Raw genomic sequence first — 18,329 nt, 5'->3', positions numbered from 1 at the left:
GGGCTCGTTGCGCATTATGGGCGGCTCCGTTGGGGGGACACGGGCGTGCCGTGAGGATAACCCCGCATTACGCTCGTGTCCCCCCGTTACGGGGACTGGTCGGAGCGCGGTGTGCAACTTCGTGCAATTGCACGTTTTCACATTGCGTTGTTTCGTTCCGTAACGCAGGCTTTACCTAGCGTCGGCATCCTGTGAGGGCTGAAGCGACAGCGGGCCATCAGGACGCGGAGGGGGGTTCGGTGGCGCCAAGCGTCGCCTTGACCCGGATGCCGGTGGCCGAGACACGGGACGGATCACCGACCGTCCCGTGTCTCGGCACTTTTCGATGCCGGGAGTACGACGGGCCGTGGGGGTCATCGTGCTCCCGGCATCGCCGTTGTGGCCGCGGCCCGGGTGATGCGGCCGGGGGACGGCCGGGCGCTGGGTGGGGCACGCACGCAATCCGCGGGCCGGCGGGGCGGCTGGGCGGGCGGCGCGACCAGGCGGCGCGGCCGGGCGAGTAGCCGGACGGATGGCGGCCGGCGGGTGGCGGCGGCGTCGTGCGGGGTATGCCGGATGGCGGCCGGTGGGGTGGTCGGTTGAAGGAGGTGCTGGGGGTGGAGAAGGCGGTGGGCGCGGCGGGTGTGGGTGCTGCGGCGCAGTTTGGAGGCAGGGCCTAGACTTGGCTCAATCAGAGCAACGGCAAGAGGGGGCCGCAGCATGTCCAAGTTCACCGAGACAGGTTTGACCTTCGACGACGTGCTGCTGGTGCCCGGCTATTCAGACCTGCAACCAGGCGAGGCCGATACCAGGGCCCGGTTGTCCAAGGGCATCACGCTGTCCATCCCGCTGGTCTCCGCGGCCATGGACACCGTCACCGAGGCCCGCATGGCGGTCGCCATGGCCCGCCAGGGCGGCATCGGCATCCTGCACCGCAACCTGTCGGTCGAGGAGCAGGCCCAGCAGGTCGACCTGGTCAAACGGTCCGAGGCCGGCATGGTCACCAACCCGGTCACCTGCAGCCCCGACCACACGCTGGCCGACGTCGAGAAGCTCTGTGCGACGTACCGGATCTCGGGTGTGCCCGTGACGGACGTGGACGGCACGCTGCTCGGCATCGTGACCAACCGCGACATGCGCTTCGAGACCGACCAGTCGCGTGCCGTGCGCGAGGTCATGACCAAGATGCCGCTCGTCACCGCCCCGGTCGGGGTGTCGCGTGACGAGGCGTTCGCCCTGCTCCGGCGGAACAAGATCGAGAAGCTGCCGCTGGTCGACTCCGACGGCAGGCTGCGCGGCCTGGTCACGGTCAAGGACTTCACCAAGAGCGAGCAGTACCCGCTGTCCACCAAGGACGCCGACGGCCGGCTGGTCGTGGGGGCCGCCGTCGGCGTCGGTGGCGACGCCGAGCTGCGGGCCAAGGCGCTGATCGAGGCCGGCGTCGACGTGGTGGTCGTCGACGTGGCCCACGGTCACTCCAAGGGCCTGGCCGACATGGTCGGCAAGATCAAGGCCAACAGCAAGGTGCAGGTCGTCGCGGGCAACATCGCGACCAGGGCCGGGGCGCAGATGCTGGTCGACGCGGGCGCGGACGCGGTCAAGGTGGGCGTCGGGCCCGGCTCGATCTGCACCACGCGGGTGGTGGCCGGGGTCGGCGCGCCGCAGGTCACGGCCATCTACGAGGCGTCCAAGGCGTGCGCGCCCGCGGGCGTGCCGGTCATCGGCGACGGCGGCCTGCAGTACTCCGGCGACATCGTCAAGGCCATCGCGGCCGGCGCCGACACGGTCATGCTGGGCTCGCTGCTCGCCGGCTGCGAGGAGTCGCCCGGCGAGCTGATCTTCATCAACGGCAAGCAGTTCAAGTCGTACCGGGGCATGGGCTCGCTCGGCGCGGTGCGCAACCGTGAGCGCGGCGGCACCTCCTTCAGCAAGGACCGCTACGCCCAGGCCGACGTCGGCGGCGACGACAAGTACATCCCCGAGGGCATCGAGGGTCAGGTGCCCTACCGCGGCCCGGTCTCGGCCGTCGCGCACCAGCTCATCGGTGGCCTGCGCCAGGGCATGTGGTACGCCGGCTGCCGCACGATCATGCAGATGCACACCGACTGCGAGCTCATGCCGATCACGGCGGCGGGCCTCAAGGAGAGCCACCCCCACGACATCCAGATGACCGTGGAAGCTCCGAACTATCACAGAAGGTAAGTTCATGACTCAGCAGGTGGAGATCGGCCGGGGCAAGGCCGGACGGCGGGCGTACTCGCTTGACGAGATCGGCCTTGTTCCCTCGCGGCGCACCCGGGACCCGGAGGAGGTCTCGATCGCCTGGCAGATCGACGCCTACCGGTTCGAGCTGCCGGTAGTGGTCGCGCCCATGGACAGCGTGGTGTCCCCGGCGACCGCGATCGAGATCGGCCGCCTCGGCGGCCTCGCGCCGCTGGACCTCGAAGGGCTCTGGACGCGCTACGAGGACCCGTCGCCGCTGCTGGAGGAGTGCGCCGCGCTCGACGCGGAGGCGGCCACCAAGCGGCTCCAGGAGATCTACGCGGCGCCGATCCAGGAGGACCTGATCGGCCGGCGGATCGAGGAGATCCGGGCCTCCGGCGTGACCACCGCCGTGCGGCTGTCGCCGCAGCGTACGGTCCAGTACCACAAGGCCGTGATCGACGCGGGTGTCGACATCTTCGTCATCCGCGGCACCACCGTGTCGGCCGAGCACGTCTCGGGCCGGGCCGAGCCGCTCAACCTCAAGCAGTTCATCTACGAGCTGGACGTGCCGGTCATCGTGGGCGGCTGCGCCACGTACACGGCGGCCCTGCACCTGATGCGCACCGGCGCGGCGGGCGTGCTCGTGGGCTTCGGCGGCGGCGCCTCGCACACGACGCGCAACGTGCTGGGCGTGGCCGTGCCGATGGCCACGGCGATCTCCGACGTGGCGGCGGCGCGGCGCGACTACATGGACGAGTCCGGCGGGCGCTACGTGCACGTGATCGCCGACGGCGGCATGGGCACCTCCGGTGACATCGCCAAGGCCATCGCCTGCGGGGCCGACGCCGTGATGGTGGGCTCGCCGCTGGCCAGGGCCGCCGAGGCGCCGGGCCACGGGTTCCACTGGGGTTCGGAGGCGCACCACCCCGACCTGCCGCGCGGCCGGCGGGTCGAGTTCGGGACGGTCGGCACGCTGGAGCAGATCCTGCACGGGCCCTCGAGCGTGGCCGACGGCTCGATGAACCTGATGGGCGCGCTCAAGCGGACCATGGCCTCCACCGGCTACTCCGACATCAAGGAATTCCAGCGCGTCGAGGTCGTGGTGGCCCCGATCCAGCGCTGACGCCCATGCCGGAGACCGCGGTCGAGCGGGTGTTCCGCGAGGAGTACGGCAGGTCCGTCGCCGTCCTCGTGCGGGTCTTCGGTGACATCGACATCGCCGAGGAGGCGGTGCAGGAGGCGTTCAGCGTGGCGGTGCGGCAGTGGCCGTCCGCCGGAGTGCCGCCGAGCCCGGCCGGGTGGATCATCACGACCGCCCGCAACCGGGCCGTCGACCGGTTGCGCAGGGAGTCGGCGCGGCCTGGCAAGTACGCGCAGGCCGCGCTCCTGCACGCCCAGGACGAGCCCGTGGACGTGGGGCCCGTCCAGGACGACCGGCTGCGGCTGATCTTCACGTGCTGCCACCCCGCGCTGGCCGTCCACGCGCGGGTGGCTCTCACGTTGCGGCTGCTCGGCGGGCTGACGACGGCGGAGATCGCCCGCGCGTTCCTGGTGCCCGAGGCGACGCTGGCGCAGCGGCTGGTGCGGGCGAAGAGCAAGATCCGGACCGCGGGGATCCCGTACCGGATCCCGGCGCAGGGCGATCTGCCCGAGCGCCTGCGCGCGGTGCTGGCCGTGGTCTACCTGATCTTCAACGAGGGGTATACGGCCGTCCGCGCGGACCTGTGCGCCGAGGCCGTCCGGCTCGGGCGGTTGCTGGTCGAGCTCATGCCGGACGAGCCCGAGGTCATGGGTCTGCTGGCGCTGATGCTGCTGATCGAGTCGCGCCGCGCCGCCCGTACCTCCGAGGAGGGCGAGCTGGTGCTGCTGGGGGAGCAGGACCGCGGGCTGTGGGACCGCGAGCTCATCACGGAGGGCCAGGAGCTCGTACGGCGGTGCCTGCGGCGTGACGAGCCCGGCCCGTACCAGATCCAGGCCGCGATCAACGCCGTGCACAGCGACGCGGCGAGCGCGAAGGACACCGACTGGGGGCAGATCGTGCGGCTGTACGACCTGCTGGCGCAACTCGACCCGGGCCCGGTCGTGGCGGTGCACCGGGCGGTGGCGGTGGCCGAGGTGGAGGGGCCCGAGGCGGCGTTGAGGCTGCTCAAGGGGCCCGACGACTACTACATGTTCCACGCGGTGCGGGCCGACCTGCTGCGCAGGCTCGGGCGCGAGGAGGAGGCCGCGGCGGCGTACGAGGCCGCGGCCGCGCGGGCGGGCAACGACGTGGAACGGGACTTCCTGCGCGGGCGGCTGATCACTGGCGGGCCTACGTCATGACCACCGCCCCGTTGTTGTACGTCTTCGAGCCGGTCAGCGTGAACACGGTCGGCCGGAACTCGCCGTCGAACGCCGGGATGCCCGCCCCGGCCACCACCGGGTAGCACTTGATGATCAACTCGTCGATCTCCGGCAGCAGGGCGCCGGCCGGCTTGCCGCCCCCGCAGAGGTAGATGTCCAGGCCGTCCTCCTCCTTGAGCCGGCGCACCAGGCCGAGCGGGTCGCCGGTGACCAGCTCGACGGCCGGGTCCTCGACCTCCATGGTGCTGGACACGACGTACTGCCGCAGGTGGGCGTACGGGCTGGTCACGGCCTTGTCGACCTGGTACGTGGCGCGGAGGTGGGTGGGGACGGTCTGGAGTGGTGTCAACGTGGTCAGGCAGAACGTCGCCAGGCGGACGGCGCTGGTCGATGCCGCGATCGAGGTCCTGGCCAGGGAAGGGGCCCGCGGGCTGACGTTCAGGGCGGTGGATAAGCAGGCGGAGGTGCCGCCGGGCACCGCGTCCAACTACTTCCCCAGCCGCGACGAGCTGTTCACCCCTCCCCGGCGACACGACGAGCGTGGTGCTGCTCTACCTCGCCATGAACTGGTTGGTCGTCGAGCGGCTCACGCTGCCCGACGTGTTCGGCGAGGAGGAGATCCACAAGCTTGTGACCAGCGCCGTTGAGCGGTTGGTGCCCTAGCATGCGGGCATGGCCGACCTACGCCACACGCACGAGCTGGCCTTCGCCGGCGACGTCGTCATCAAGCGCTACATGGACAGCAAGCCCGGCGCGGCCGAGCGCGAGTGGCGCGCGCTGAACCTGCTGGCCGAGCACGCCCCCGGCCTGGCCCCCGAGCCGATCGGCTACGAGGACGGCGTGGTGACGATGTCCCGGATCGACGGGGTGTCGCTGCGCGGGCTGCTGGCGACGGCCGTGCACGTCGCGGCCCTGGTCGAGGCGCTCACCGAGCTGCACACCGCGGTGCCGCCGCACGTGCTCAGGGCCGTACCGCTGCGCCCGTGGCACCTTGAGGCGCTCGCCGACTGGGCCGGGCGGCGCGGCGAGCGCTGGCAGCCCAGGGACCCGCTGGCGGACCGGGCGGTCAAGGAGGGCACGCGGTGGCTGCGGAGCTGGTCGCCGGGCGAGTCGGGGGTCACGCCGGCGTTCGGGGCGGGCGACGGCAACCTGGCGAACTTCCTGTGGGACGGCACCCGCGTCCGCATCGTCGACTACGAGGACTCCGGGCGTAGCGACGTGGCGTTCGAGCTGGCCGAGATGGCCGAGCACGTGTCGATGTGGGTGGACGGCGAGGTGGAGATCGCGCACCGGTTCGAGCTGAGCCCGGCGGAGGAGCGGCGGATGCGCGACTGCCGCAGGCTGCACGCGCTCGTCTGGCTGTTCCTGCTCTCGCACGAGCACCCGCGCAATCCGCCGGGCACCTTCGAACGACAGGTCGAACGCGTGCTGGCAACATTGACCGCATGAGACTGGCGGATCACACCGACAAGGCGGCCGTCGAGCGGCTGGTCCACGACGCGTACTCGCCCTGGATCGAGGTCGTCGGCATGCGGCCGCTGCCGATGGAGGCCGACTACGGCGCGCTCATCGCGGCCGGCCGGGTGCACGTCACCGACCCGCTCGACGCGCTCATCGTGCTCGTCCCCGAGGACGGCGTCCTGCTGGTGGAGAACGTCGCCGTGCGGCCCGGCCACCAGGGCAAGGGGCTCGGGCGGGCGCTGATGGCGTACGCCGAGGAGGAGGCGCGCCGGCTGGGGCTGCCCGCGCTGCGCCTCTACACCAACGTCAAGATGACCACCAACATCGCGCTGTACGAGTCGCTCGGCTACGTCGAGACCGGCCGCATGGGCGTCGAAGGCCGCTCCGCGGTCATGATGCGCAAACAGCTCACCCCGTGAGGACGCCCAGGAGGTGGCTGACCTCCCTGGCCACCGCGTCCCGCCCGGCCTTGAGATATTTGCGGGAGTCGACCACGCGCTCGTCGTGGGCCAGGTAGTCGCGCACCGCGCCGGTGAACGCCTTGTTCAGGTGGGTCGCGATGTTGATCTTCTTCATGCCGGTCCGCACGGCCTCGCGCAGCACGTCGTCCGGCACCCCCGACGAGCCGTGCAGCACCAGCGGCACCGGCACCGCGGCCCGCAGCTCGGCGATGAGCGCCAGGTCCAGCACCGCGTCCTTGGTCGTCATGGCGTGCGAGGTGCCCACGGCCACGGCCAGGGCGTCGACGCCGGTCTTGGCGACGTAGTCGACCGCCTCGTGCGGCTTGGTGCGCGCGCCGGGCGCGTGCACGCCGTCCTTGCCCCCGACCTCGCCCAGCTCGGCCTCCACCCACACGCCGCGCTCGTGGCACCACGCCACCACCTCGGCGGTCGTGCGGACGTTGTCGTCGTCGGGCAGGGCCGAGGCGTCGAACATCACCGAGCCCAGCCCCAGCGTCACCGCCTCCTCCACGAGCGCGCGGTCGGTGGCGTGGTCGAGGTGGACCGCGACCGGCACCTCGGCCCGCCTGGCCACCGCCAGCGAGGCCAGCGCGACGGGCTCCAGCGCGCCGTGGTAGCGCACGCAGTTTTCGCTGATCTGCAGCACGACCGGCAGGCCCAGGGCCTCGGCGCCGGCCACGATGGCGGTGGCGTGCTCGAGCTGGATCACGTTGAAGGCGCCCACCCCGGCGGGCGACTGGCGGACGATGTCGCCGATGGCAACAAGGGGCATGACGTGCTCCTTACGTGATGATGATCTGGGGGTGTATGTCGGCGTAGACGTCGGGGTCGAAGTCGCCGGCCACGGGCGCGGCCACGGCGGCCGCGCCGAGCGCCGCAGCCCGCCTGAGGCTGTCGGGCCACGACGCCGACTCCACCAGGCCCAGCGCGAGCCCGGCGACCAGCGAGTCGCCCGCCCCCGTCGGATTACCCCGCACGGTGTACGGCATGCGCGCGGTGAAGGTGCCCTCCCCGGTGACCGCCAGCAGCCCGTCGGCGCCCATGGACACCACCACGGCCCCGGCGCCCTGGCTGCGCAGCGCCTGCGCGCCCTCGGCCGGGCTGCCGCCGGGAACGGCCCTGGCCAGCTCCTCCCGGTTGGGCTTGACCACGGAGGGACGGCCCTTGGGAGCGTGGCGGAGGGGATCGCCGTCGGCGTCCACGATGGCCGGGACCCCCTTGCCGGCGGCGACGGCCGCCAGCGTGGCGTAGGTGTCGGCGGGGACGCCACGCGGGAGGCTGCCCGAGATGACGACCGCGCCGGCGGCGTCGAGGAGCGACTCGAAACGCCGGACGAAGCCCGCCAGCTCGGCGGGGGTGACCTCCGGGCCGGGCTCGTTGAACAGCGCGGTACGCGTGCCCGCCTGCTCCGAGACGACCAGCGTCGTGCGGGAGTCGGCGGCGACGGGGTGCAGGGCGGCGGGCAGGCCGGCCGCCCGCAGGTCGTCCTCGATCGCCCGCCCGGTGGGGCCGCCCGCGAGCCCCGTGACCAGCACGTCCTGGCCCAGCGCGGCCAGGACGCGGGCGACGTTGACACCCTTGCCACCGGCGCGCCGATGCACCGCGCTGACCCGGTTGACCCCGTCCCAGTCGACGTCGGGGACCTGGTAGGTCACGTCGAGGGCGGCGTTGAGCGTCACGGTGAGGATCATCAGGGCTCCGTGATCCAGACGCCGTCCTTCATCACCCCGGCCACCTCCAGCGAGTCGGACAGCACCACCAAATCGGCCGCCTTGCCCACGGCGATCGAGCCGATCCGGTCTGCCAGGCCCAGCACCCGCGCGGGCGTCAGGGAGGCCACCTGGACCGCGTCGGGCAGCGACATCCCTACCTCCTGGACGCTGCGCCGGAACGCGACGTCCATGGTCAGCGTGGACCCCGCGATCGAGCCGCCCTCGACCAGCCTGGCCACGCCGTCCTCCACCCGCACCCGCATGGGGCCGAGCACGTAGTCGCCGTCGCCGAGCCCGGTGGCCGACATCGCGTCGGTGATCAGCGCCGTCCGGCCGGGACCCGCCACCTCGTACGCCAGGCGCAGCATGGCCGGATGCACGTGCACGCCGTCGTTGATCAGCTCGACCGTCACCCGCTCGTCGTCGAGCAGCGCGGCCACCGGGCCGGGCGCGCGGTGGCCCAGCGGCGGCATCGCGTTGTAGAGGTGGGTCGCCACGCTCGCGCCCGCCTCGATGCCCTCGATCGTCGTCTCGTAGTCGGCGTCGCTGTGCCCCACGGCCGCGATCACCCCCTCGGCGGCGGCCATGCGGATGAAGTCGAGCGCGCCGGGCAGCTCGGCCGCGATGGTCACCATGCGGACGTGCCCGCGCCCGGCCTTCAGCAGCTCCGAGAGCTCCTGCCGGGACGGCTCCCGCAGCAGCGTCGGGTCGTGCGCGCCGCAGCGGGCCTTGGCGATGTAGGGGCCTTCGAGGTGGATGCCGGTCAGCAGCCCTTCCTCGCACAGCTCGGCCAGCGCCGCCACGGCCCTGGTCAGCCCGTCGATCGAGTCGGTGACCAGGCTGGCCATCGTCGTGGTGGTGCCGTGGCGGCGGTGCAGCTCGACGGCCTCACGCGCCTTGTCCTGCTCGCCGGTCGGGAACGAGCCGCCCGCGCCCCCGTGGTTGTGGATGTCCACGAACCCGGGGATGACGTGCCGCCCACCCACGCTCAGACCCTGACCTGGGGCGGATCCGCGGCCGACATGCGTGATGCGGCCGTCTTCGATGGTCAGCCACCCCTCGTGGACCCCCTCGGGGGTCACGATCCTGGCGTCGGCAAGAGTAAGGCTCATGAAGAAAGGATCACAGATCGCGTGAGGTGCATGGGCTCGTCCGGGTTCAGCCCTTGGGCGAAGGCCCGGGCGACGGCCACCCGCTGCGCGCGGATCAGCTCGGCCATGGGGTCGAGCGCGGTCTCGAAGAACGTCCCGCCGGTCTCCTCGACCTGCGCGCGCAGGCCCTCGGGGGCGGCGCCGAGCATCCACGTCACGCGCCCGGGAGCGGCGATGCTGATCGGGCCGTGCCGGTACTCCATCGCCGGGTACGCCTCCGTCCACGAGCGGGACGCCTCGCGCATCTTCAGCGCCGCCTCCTGCGCCAGGCCGACCGACCAGCCGGAGCCGAGGAAGCTGAACTGCTCGGCCCGCACCAGCTCGTCGGGCAGCGGCGCGGCCACGGCCGCCTCGGCGTCCTCGACGGCCTTGGTGAGGTCCTCGCCGAGGCTGGCGCGCAGCAGGGCCAGCTGCGTGGTCGCGAACCTGGTCTGCACGACCGACCGCTCGTCGGCGTAGTCGAGCACGACGACCTCGTCGGCGGCCGTCATGATCGGCGTGCCGGGGTCGGCGGTGATGGCCGTGGTCTTCGTGGTCGTCCTGGCCAGCAGCTCCAGCACCTCGGTCGTGGTGCCGGACCGGGTCAGCGCGAGCACGCGGTCGTACGAGCGCCCGATCGGGGCCTCGGAGGCGGCGAAGGCGTCGGTCTCGCCGTGCCCGGCCCGCTCGCGCAGGGCGGCGTACGCCATCGCGATGAACCACGACGTGCCGCACCCGACCACGGCGACCCGCTCGCCGTGGCGCGGCAGCGCGTCGGCGGGAACGCTCGCGATGGCGCGGCGCCAGCACGACGGCTGGGACGCGATCTCGGCCTCGGTGTGGGTGGTCACCACTTGCCTCCCCGGCGATTGATTGTTTCTGCTGGTTTTATACCAGGAAAGTGCATTAATGGACACTGTTGGCCCTGCCCTCGCTGGTTGTGCCACGCTTGCCCTTGTCCCCATCGCCTAGGAGGCCTTGTGTCCCGGTACGACCGCTGGAACGCCATCCTCGAGCTGGTGGCCCAGGAGGGCAGACTGTCGGTGGAGGAGGCCAGCCAGGCGCTCGGCGTCTCCACGGCGACGATCCGGCGGGACTTCGACCAGCTGGCCCAGCAGCAGATGCTGATGCGCACGCGGGGCGGGGCGGTCGCGCAGAGCGTGAGCTACGACCTGCCGCTGCGCTACAAGACGGCCAGGCACGCCGACGAGAAGCACCGCATCGCGACGGCGGCGGCCGAGCTGGTGGCGCCCGGCGCCGTGGTGGGGCTCAACGGCGGCACGACCACCTCGGAGCTGGCGCGCACGCTCGCCACGCTGTCCACGCTGGAGAGCGGGTTCACGATCGTCACGAACGCGCTGAACATCGCGGCCGAGCTGACCGTCCGCCAGCACGTCAAGATCGTGGTGACCGGCGGGGTGGCCAGGCAGCAGTCGTACGAGCTCATCGGGCCGCTGGCCACCGGGGTGCTGGAGCAGGTGACGCTGGACGTGGCGTTCCTCGGGGTGGACGCGCTCGACGTCGAGCTCGGCGCGTCGGCCCACCACGAGGGGGAGGCGAGCGTCAACCACCTGCTGATCAGCCGGGCCGCGCACGTGGTCGTGGTGGCCGACTCCTCCAAGATCGGGAAGCGGGCCTTCTCCCGGATCTGCCCGATCGGGCAGATCGACACGCTGGTCACCGACGCCCAGCTCTCCGACGCGCTGGCCGCGGAGCTGACGGAGGCGGGCGTGAAGGTCATCCGCGCCTGACCCCCGGCGTCGTCGCGCGCCGCGTTACAGCCTGACCGCCCTGAGGGTAGGTATCGAGGCGCAGGCGACAATGCCGTATCAGGGGGAGATATGACGCCGGGAAGGTGCGTGGCTCAGCTCGGGCCGGCGGAGCGGACCGCGGCCTTGGAGCGCATGGCCGGGGAGAACTTCGACGTGGTCGTGGTCGGCGGCGGCGTCGTGGGCGCCGGGATCGCGCTCGACGCCGCGACCAGGGGGCTCGACGTGGCCCTGGTGGAGGCCAGGGACTTCGCCTCCGGCACCTCCTCGCGCTCCTCGAAGCTCATCCACGGGGGCCTGCGATACCTGGAGCAGCTCAACTTCGAGCTGGTGCGCGAGGCCCTGCGGGAGCGGGCGCTGCTGCTGCAGCGGATCGCCCCGCACCTGGTCAAGCCGGTGCCGTTCCTCTTCCCGCTGACCCACTACGTGTGGGAGCGGGTCTACGTCGGCGCGGGCGTGGCGCTCTACGACATGCTCGGCGCCGCGGCCGGGACCACCCGCGGCGTGCCGGGCCACCGGCATCTGTCCAGGTCGCGGGCGCTGCGGCTGGCCCCGGCGCTCAAGAAGTCCGCCCTCACGGGCGCCGTCCAGTACTGGGACGCGCAGGTGGACGACGCCCGCTACGTGGTGAGCCTGCTGCGCACCGCCGCCACCTACGGCGCGCAGATCGCGCCGCGGGCGCAGGTGCTGGGGTTCCTGCGGGAGGGCGAGCGGGTCACCGGCGTACGCGTGCGCGACCTGGAGCTGGGCGACGAGCTGGACGTACGCGCCCAGCAGGTGGTGAACGCCACCGGCGTCTGGACCGACGACATCCAGGAGCTGGTCGGAGGCCGGGGCCAGATCCACGTACGCGCGTCCAAGGGCATCCACCTCGTGGTCCCGCGTGACCGGATCCACTCGCTGACCGGGATCATCCTGCGCACGGAGAAGTCCGTGCTCTTCGTGATCCCCTGGGGCCGCCACTGGATCATCGGCACCACCGACACCGAGTGGAGGCTCGACAAGAGCCACCCCGCCGCCTCCCGCGCGGACATCGACTACCTGCTCGACCACGTCAACTCCGTCCTGTCCGTGCCCCTGAACCACGACGACGTCGAAGGCGTCTACGCGGGGCTGCGCCCGCTGCTGTCGGGCGAGTCGGAGGAGACCTCCAAGCTGTCCAGGGAGCACGTGGTGGCGCACCCGGTGCCGGGCCTGGTCATGATCGCGGGCGGGAAGTACACGACCTACCGGGTCATGGCCAAGGACGCGGTGGACGCCGTGGCGCACGGGCTCGACCAGCGGGTGCCGCGCTCGTGCACCGACCGCATCCCGCTCGCGGGCGCCGAGGGCTTCCAGGCGCTGTGGAACTCCAGGCACCGCATCGCCCTCACCTCCGGGCTGCACGTGGCCAGGATCGAGCACCTGCTGCAGCGCTACGGCTCGATGATCGACGAGGTGCTGGAGCTGATCGAGCACGAGCCGTCGCTGGGCAGGCCGCTGTCGGGGGCCGACGACTATCTGCGCGCCGAGGTCGTCTACGCCGCCACCCACGAGGGGGCCAGGCATCTCAACGACGTGCTGACCCGGCGTACGCGCATCTCGATCGAGACCTTCCACCGCGGCCTGGCCGTGGCGCAGGAGGCCGCCGAGCTGATGGCGGGGCCGCTCGGCTGGGACAGCGAGCAGGTGAAAAGGGAGGTGGAATACTACACAAAGCGTGTCGAGGCGGAGCGCCGCTCGCAGGAGCAGGTCTCCGACCAGGAGGCCGACGCGATCAGGCTCGGCGCGCCGGAGATCGTCCCCGTCGTCGCCCCGGAGCAGCCATCATGAGCGAGCCGTCCAACCAGCTTTCCGACCCTCGCGCGCTGCTGGAGGGCTACCTCGACCACTATCGCGAGGAGATCCTGCGCAAGCTGGACGGGTTCCCCGAGCCCGAGGTGAGCCGGGTGCCGTCGGGGTGGACGCCCGTGTCGATGCTCAAGCACCTGGCGTACATGGAGCGGCGCTGGTTCGTCTGGGACTTCGCGGGCGAGCAGGTCGAGGATCCGTGGAGCGACCGCGACGAGGATGACATGCTCGTCGCGGCCGAGTCGTTCGAGGAGATCAAGGACTTCTACCTGGCGCAGTGCGAGCGGTCCAGGCAGGCGGTGGCGGGGGCGGGCCTGTCCGACGTGGCCTCGCGGATCGGCCGGTTCCAGCCGCCCGAGGAGCCGCCGACGCTGGCGTGGATCATGTTCCACGTCCTGGAGGAGTACATGCGCCACGCCGGCCACCTGGACATCGCCCGCGAGCTGGCCGAGTCGTAAGGGGGAGGGGGCGGCACGCGGCGCTGCGGGATCCGCGCACCGCCCCTATCCGGGATGGTCTGTCAGTACTGCGTGGCGTCGTGCACGTCGAGCAGGGGCTCCTTGACGCCGTCGCCGGAGTCGTCGGTCCAGTTGGAGTTACCGGTGGAGATCAGCTTGGTCCGTACGGCCAGCGAGCCCGCCCTGGTCGTCGGCTTGCGGGCACCAGCGGTGAGGATGCCGGCCGCGCCCGCCACATGGGGGCTGGCCATCGAGGTGCCGCTGATCGTGTTGTAGCCGCCGTTCATCCACGTCGAGTAGATGCAGGTGCCGGGTGCGGTGATCTCGACGGTGGAGCCGAAGTTGGAGTAGAACGCCGAGGTGTCGTCCTGGTCGGTCTCGCTGCGGCACGAGAGCGTGCTGCCGCCCGCGCCGCCGGCCAGGCCGTCGTTGTCGGTCAGCGCCGAGACGGTGACCACGTCGGGGTGGTTGGCGGGGAAGAACGAGGACGTGTTCGCGTGGCTGTTGCCCGCGGCCACCACGACCACGATGCCGGCGTTGACGGCCCTGGTGATCGCGTTGCTGATCGCGCTGCTCGTGCAGCCGCTGCAGCCCAGGCTCAGGTTGATGACCTCGATGGTGGAGGCGCGGGCCACCACCCAGTCGATGCCGGCGGCGATCGCGGACAGGGTGCCCGAGCCGGCCGAGTTGAGCACCTTCACGGCGTGGATGCGGGCGCCGGGGGCGACGCCGACCGAGCCGATGGAGTTGTCGATCGCGCCGACGATGCCCGCGACGTGCGAGCCGTGGCCGTTGTCGTCGACGCCGGCGTTGTTCGTGCAGACGCCGGACACGCAGTTGGCGCGGGCGACCACGTTCAGGTCGGGGTGGGTGTAGTCGACGCCGGTGTCGATGACGGCGACGTCCGTGTCGATGCGCACGTCATCGGTGCCGTCGATGTCGAGGTTCGGGTTGCTGGGGCCGAAGATGCGCCGTACGCCGGTGGGCGTGGTCTGCGCGAAGGCGGTTACCTCGGCGTCGGGCTCGACGCTGAGGACGTTCGGGTTCCGCTTGAGCTGCTCGGCCGCGCTCGCGCTCAGGCGGGCGGTGTAGCCCTTGAACGCGTGCTCGTAGACGCCGACGAGCTGGCCGCCGGCCTGGGACACCTGGTCCTGGGCCGCGCTGCGGGGCGCCGCCCGCATGGTCGGCTTGAGTTCGACGATGTACGTCCCTTCCGCGGCCTGCGCGTCCTGCGTGGCGGCGGAGGCGGGCGGTGGCGCCATGGCTAACGCCACGGCGCTGACGAGCAATGCGAGCAGGGGGGTGCGTGTTCGCATCAGCGTGAGCCCTTCCTGTGTCGCGGACTCAGGAGACCCATGTCATGACAAATCCACTGAGTCCGACATTACATGGTTAGTAAAGTTTTCATCAGTTGTCGGTGTCCTGTCCATCGAAAAAGGTGCCAATTTCATACGAAATCAGCACCTTTTCATGGGTGGATTTTTGTGCTCAGCGGAGCGGGATCCAGGCCTGTTGCGCCAGCGTGGCGGCGTCGTTGACCTGCATGCCGTCGTACGAGAGCGTCCAGATCGAGTCGCCGATGACCAGCGCCCGCTCGATCCCGGCCTGGTACTCGTCCTTGGCCGGGTGCTTGATCATGCCCAGCTTCGTCACGCCCGAGTCGTCGATCTTCAGGACGAGCCCGCCCGACTCGTTCTGCTGGGTCAGCGGGATCACCGCCAGGCCGGTCTTGGGCCAGTACAGGAACGCGTGCGGGTCCCACTCGGCCGCCGAGCCCGAGTCCTTCTGGAACAGCTGCGACAGCCTGCGCGGGCCGGCCGGATCGCTCACGTCGAACAGCGACACCTGCGTGCCCAGCGTCCTGCCCTTCTCGCTGGCCTCCTGACCGATGCCGATCAGCCGGCCCTCGGCGCCGGGGTGCAGGTACGCGGAGTAGCCGGTGATCTTCAGCTCGCCCGTCACCTTGGGCGCCGCCGCGTCGCGCAGATCGAGCGTGTAGAGCGGGTCGACCTGCTTGAAGGTGACGCAGTAGCCGACCGGGCCGATGAACCTGACCGAGTAGATCCGCTCTCCCTCACCGAGGCCGCCGACCTCGCCGGTCTTGGCCATGGTGTCGGCCTTGAGCACGTACACGGCGCTGGAGCTGGTCTTGCCGTCCGGGGAGGTGAGCGTGGTGGCGACGCGCAGGTGGCCGTCGTACTCCGACAGCGAGTACTGGTTCAGCAGCCGGCCCGGGACCTTGCCCGAGGCCACGTAGGCGGGCGCGCCGGGCGATCCGATGTCGAACCGGTGGACCTCGGTCTCCTCAGGCGGGATCGTCGGCTCCGGGCTGGGCGTCGGGGTGTCCGGCACCGGAGGGCTCGTGGGCGTGGGCTCCACGGCCGGGGCGGCGTCCCCCGAGGACGGGGCGGTCGTCGGGGTCTCCACCGCCGGTTCGCTGATCACCACCGGCATCCACCAGCGCGGGTTGCTGGCCACGTAGAGGCTGCTGCCGGTGCCGTAGACGATGTCGCCGTCGGCCGCCAGGCTGATCGGGTCGGTGCCGGCGGCGGTCACGCCCTGCGCCAGGTCGATGGTGTGCACGGTCAGCAGCGAGGTGCCGGTGTAGTCGGCCGGGTGGCTGATCCGCTCGCACTTCACCGAGTCCTTCTTGACGGTGCCGGACGCGTCGGTGATCTCGATCTTGGGGAGCCAGGCGTCCGCCGGGGCCTGCCGGACCGCGGCCTGGTTGCGCTTGACGCGCTCGGCCTCGGAGACGTCGTCCTTGAACTCGGGGAAGGCGATGTCCGGCTGGCTGCGGGTGACCAGCCTGACCGTGGAGCCGACCATCCTGGCGTCCACGTACGAGCCCTGCGGCTTGATCGTGCTCAGCACCTTGGGCTTGCCCGACAGGTCGACCAGCACGTACCTGGTGTCGCCGGGCGGGGCGAAGCCGGCCATCCGCTTGTACATGATGTCGCCGCCGCGCATCAGCACCAGCGCGCGGTCGCCCGAGACGAGCAGGTCGGCGGGCACGCCGGGCCCGTTCTCGCCCTCCGTCAGCTTGAGCGAGCCGGTGACCTTCCTGGTGGCGGTGTCGATGATCCGCAGGACGCCGTCCTTGACGGTGATGACCCGGTCGCCGTCGGTCTTGACCACGTCGGGCTCGTCCACGCCGGTCTCGTGCACGTTCGTCGTGGAGTGCTCGGGGGTGCTCGTCTTGGCGTTCGGGGTGACCGAGCGGGCGGAGTCCTCCATGTACGCGAGGGGCATCACGTTGTCGAATCCCCACGGGGTGACGCGCTGGGCGGCGTGCTCGCGCAGCCCGGACAGCAGGTCGTCGCAGCCGGTGTAGGCCACCAGGCGGATCGCGCCGAGCGAGCTCACCCTGGGCTTCGGCGGCGCGCCCGCGGTCGTAGAGGTGCAGGCGACCGCGGCGGTCGCGAGCGCCGCGACGGTCGCGGCCGTGCGGATCAGCGTCTTCATGCCCTCATGACGGCTGCCCCGGGCGGATGGTTCAGGAGCCCTTGTTCGGGTTGGCGGTGAAGACGGGGCTGAAGTCGATGTCGTCCGGCACCGCGAGCAGCTTGCGCACGAGTTTGCCGGTGAAGTCGACCACCTGGACCTCGTCGTCGACGCCGTTGTCCTGCTCCCAGCAGTAGAGATGGCTCTCGTCGTAGAAGCCGAGGACCTTGTCGCACTGGGAGGAGAACTTACGCAGGCGCTCGCCCGATCTGGTGTCCCAGATGCAGTGGTCGCCGTCTCCGCCGTTGGGGCAGTTCGTGACGAACGTCTTGCCCGAGGGCGAGAAGAGGTCCTGCGTGCCGGCGGACAGCGTGCCGATCTCGTTCGCCGAGTGCGTGGCCTTGCCCAGGGCGTTGAAGAAGCGCAGGCTGCGGTTCTTCTCGTCGCCGTAGACGTTCACCGCGCCGTCCTCGGTGCCGTCGAAGCCGAAGGCCGTCTGGCGTACGGAGGTGTCGCTGACGTCGACCTGGGTGGCCTTCTTGGCGGCCACGTCCACGATGACGAAGCCCAGGTAGAGCCACTTGCTCCCGACCTTGCGCTCGATGTTGAGCAGGATCTTCGAGCCGTCCCTCGACCACGCCCTGATGCTGCTGATCAGCGGCTCCTTGACGGTCTTGATCGTCGAACGGTCGCCGCTCCGCCGGTCGGTGAGGACGATGAAGTCGAAGTCGTCGGAGCTGTAGCTCCTGCCCCTTTCCGCGAGGTAGCGGCCGTCGGGGGAGGTCCTCGACTCCCAGTTGGCGGCGTACTTCGTGAACGAGCCGCGCAGCGACCCCCTGGCGTAGTCGATCCAGTCGTCCTTCTTCTTGTCGTAGATCTCGTAGGAGGTCAGCACGATCGCGTCGCCCGGGTCCTCGTAGAGGGAGATGTTCGCGCCGGGGAGCGTCTTCTTGACGCCCGGCCTCGGCACGGCCGGCTCGGTGGGGGCCGGGCTGGTGGTCGTCCCGCTCCTCGTCGAGTTGGTCGCCGGGGTTTTGGCCGGGCCGGCCAGCGTCGACGACTTGTCGGCCTGGATGTAGACGACCACGCCGGCGAGGATCAGCAGCGCGACCGCCACCGTGATGCCGGCGACGAGCGGCGCCCTGCTCTTCCTCGGCCGCTGCTCGCCCCAGCTCGGGTGCGTGGGCTGGGCGTAGGGCCCGGGTGGATGCCACGGCGGCTGGGGGGACGGGGCGACGGAGCCGGTGTGCGGGATCGGGCCGGAGTGCCCGCCGGGCCCGTACGGGAGAGGGCCCGACGGCGGGACCGGGTGCGGCGCCGGGTGCGGACCCGACGCGGGCCCCGGCGGCGGACCTGGCAGGGGACCGGACATGGGCCCCGACGGCGGCCCGGAGTGTGGGCCCGAGTGTGGGCCGGAGTGTGGGCCCGGGTGCGGGCCCATCGGCCCTGATGGCGACGCGAAGGGCGACGGCGGCGCGGGGGCTCCTCCGCCTGCGTCAGCCCCTGGCCGCCCCACTGCTCCGGCCACGTGATGCCG

The 18,329-nt window shown here is 71.4% G+C and carries 17 protein-coding genes and 1 pseudogene; 10 read left to right on the top strand and 8 right to left on the bottom strand.

The window, feature by feature from the left end:
• The first annotated feature begins 699 nt into the window (after positions 1-699).
• The 3 genes from guaB to ACWDX9_RS29845 are packed head-to-tail and all read left to right on the top strand — an operon-like array spanning position 700 to position 4,506.
• Positions 700-2,181 carry an IMP dehydrogenase gene (gene guaB / locus ACWDX9_RS29855; protein ID WP_449959654.1) on the top strand — a complete coding sequence of 494 codons (1,482 nt, stop codon included), beginning with the start codon at positions 700-702 and terminating at the stop codon, positions 2,179-2,181.
• 4 nt (positions 2,182-2,185) lie between these two features.
• The gene (locus ACWDX9_RS29850; protein WP_449959652.1) at positions 2,186-3,307 is read left to right on the top strand and encodes a GuaB3 family IMP dehydrogenase-related protein; all 1,122 of its coding nucleotides are present in this window, start codon (positions 2,186-2,188) and stop codon (positions 3,305-3,307) included.
• A 5-nt stretch (positions 3,308-3,312) separates the two neighbouring features.
• Positions 3,313-4,506, top strand: coding sequence for an RNA polymerase sigma factor (locus ACWDX9_RS29845; protein WP_449959650.1), 1,194 nt, complete (start codon positions 3,313-3,315; stop codon positions 4,504-4,506).
• Here the strand turns inward: ACWDX9_RS29845 and ACWDX9_RS29840 are convergent.
• The gene (locus tag ACWDX9_RS29840; RefSeq protein WP_449959678.1) at positions 4,496-4,927 is read right to left on the bottom strand and encodes a dihydrofolate reductase family protein; all 432 of its coding nucleotides are present in this window, start codon (positions 4,925-4,927) and stop codon (positions 4,496-4,498) included. The two genes, ACWDX9_RS29845 and ACWDX9_RS29840, sit on opposite strands and share 11 nt — an antisense overlap.
• On the opposite strand from ACWDX9_RS29840, the pseudogene ACWDX9_RS29835 reads away from it, so the two are divergent.
• From ACWDX9_RS29835 to ACWDX9_RS29820, 4 genes and pseudogenes are all read left to right on the top strand, one after another.
• Positions 4,878-4,982, top strand: a pseudogene (locus ACWDX9_RS29835) (TetR/AcrR family transcriptional regulator); the annotation flags it as partial. The gene ACWDX9_RS29840 and the pseudogene ACWDX9_RS29835 overlap by 50 nt on opposite strands.
• A complete protein-coding gene (locus ACWDX9_RS29830) occupies positions 4,978-5,190 on the top strand; it encodes a hypothetical protein (RefSeq protein WP_449959676.1) in 213 nt (70 codons plus the stop codon). The pseudogene ACWDX9_RS29835 and the gene ACWDX9_RS29830, both read left to right, overlap by 5 nt.
• 9 nt (positions 5,191-5,199) lie before the next feature.
• Positions 5,200-5,976: a phosphotransferase family protein gene (locus ACWDX9_RS29825; RefSeq protein WP_449959648.1), complete on the top strand. Its 777-nt coding sequence runs from the start codon at positions 5,200-5,202 to the stop codon at positions 5,974-5,976.
• A complete protein-coding gene (locus ACWDX9_RS29820) occupies positions 5,973-6,407 on the top strand; it encodes a GNAT family N-acetyltransferase (RefSeq protein WP_364243688.1) in 435 nt (144 codons plus the stop codon). Before ACWDX9_RS29825 ends, ACWDX9_RS29820 begins: the two co-directional genes overlap by 4 nt.
• Here ACWDX9_RS29820 and ACWDX9_RS29815 read toward each other — a convergent pair.
• Genes ACWDX9_RS29815 through ACWDX9_RS29800 form a run of 4 tightly spaced genes read right to left on the bottom strand, consistent with a single transcriptional unit; the run spans position 6,397 to position 10,142 of the window.
• Complete coding sequence (locus tag ACWDX9_RS29815; protein ID WP_449959645.1) at positions 6,397-7,221, bottom strand: class II fructose-bisphosphate aldolase; 825 nt, start codon at positions 7,219-7,221, stop codon at positions 6,397-6,399. The two genes, ACWDX9_RS29820 and ACWDX9_RS29815, sit on opposite strands and share 11 nt — an antisense overlap.
• 10 nt (positions 7,222-7,231) lie before the next feature.
• On the bottom strand, positions 7,232-8,140 hold the full coding sequence (locus tag ACWDX9_RS29810; RefSeq protein WP_350731067.1) for a 1-phosphofructokinase family hexose kinase: 909 nt from the start codon (positions 8,138-8,140) through the stop codon (positions 7,232-7,234).
• The gene (nagA, locus tag ACWDX9_RS29805; RefSeq protein ID WP_363962228.1) at positions 8,140-9,273 is read right to left on the bottom strand and encodes an N-acetylglucosamine-6-phosphate deacetylase; all 1,134 of its coding nucleotides are present in this window, start codon (positions 9,271-9,273) and stop codon (positions 8,140-8,142) included. The genes ACWDX9_RS29810 and nagA overlap by 1 nt, the downstream gene beginning before the upstream one ends.
• Positions 9,270-10,142, bottom strand: coding sequence for an SIS domain-containing protein (locus ACWDX9_RS29800; RefSeq protein ID WP_449959643.1), 873 nt, complete (start codon positions 10,140-10,142; stop codon positions 9,270-9,272). The genes nagA and ACWDX9_RS29800 overlap by 4 nt, the downstream gene beginning before the upstream one ends.
• Positions 10,143-10,271: 129 nt before the next feature.
• Between ACWDX9_RS29800 and ACWDX9_RS29795 the strand changes: the two genes are divergently transcribed.
• From ACWDX9_RS29795 to ACWDX9_RS29785, 3 genes are all read left to right on the top strand, one after another.
• On the top strand, positions 10,272-11,042 hold the full coding sequence (locus ACWDX9_RS29795; RefSeq protein ID WP_449959641.1) for a DeoR/GlpR family DNA-binding transcription regulator: 771 nt from the start codon (positions 10,272-10,274) through the stop codon (positions 11,040-11,042).
• Positions 11,043-11,195: 153 nt separating this feature from the next.
• Positions 11,196-12,872 carry a glycerol-3-phosphate dehydrogenase/oxidase gene (locus ACWDX9_RS29790; RefSeq protein ID WP_449959674.1) on the top strand — a complete coding sequence of 559 codons (1,677 nt, stop codon included), beginning with the start codon at positions 11,196-11,198 and terminating at the stop codon, positions 12,870-12,872.
• A complete protein-coding gene (locus tag ACWDX9_RS29785) occupies positions 12,869-13,348 on the top strand; it encodes a DinB family protein (protein ID WP_449959639.1) in 480 nt (159 codons plus the stop codon). The genes ACWDX9_RS29790 and ACWDX9_RS29785 overlap by 4 nt, the downstream gene beginning before the upstream one ends.
• Positions 13,349-13,410: 62 nt before the next feature.
• Here the strand turns inward: ACWDX9_RS29785 and ACWDX9_RS29780 are convergent, their stop codons facing one another.
• From ACWDX9_RS29780 to ACWDX9_RS29770, 3 genes are all read right to left on the bottom strand, one after another.
• Positions 13,411-14,664, bottom strand: coding sequence for a S8 family peptidase (locus ACWDX9_RS29780; RefSeq protein WP_449959637.1), 1,254 nt, complete (start codon positions 14,662-14,664; stop codon positions 13,411-13,413).
• A 172-nt stretch (positions 14,665-14,836) separates the two neighbouring features.
• Positions 14,837-16,813 (bottom strand): beta-propeller domain-containing protein, encoded by a 1,977-nt coding sequence (locus tag ACWDX9_RS29775; RefSeq protein WP_449959635.1) that lies wholly within the window; start codon positions 16,811-16,813, stop codon positions 14,837-14,839.
• Between the two features lie 31 nt (positions 16,814-16,844).
• Positions 16,845-18,164 carry a hypothetical protein gene (locus ACWDX9_RS29770; RefSeq protein WP_449959634.1) on the bottom strand — a complete coding sequence of 440 codons (1,320 nt, stop codon included), beginning with the start codon at positions 18,162-18,164 and terminating at the stop codon, positions 16,845-16,847.
• Positions 18,165-18,329 lie beyond the last annotated feature (165 nt).

Source organism: Nonomuraea sp. NPDC003201 (genome assembly GCF_053590415.1).
This window is presented reverse-complemented; position numbering and strand designations above follow the sequence as displayed.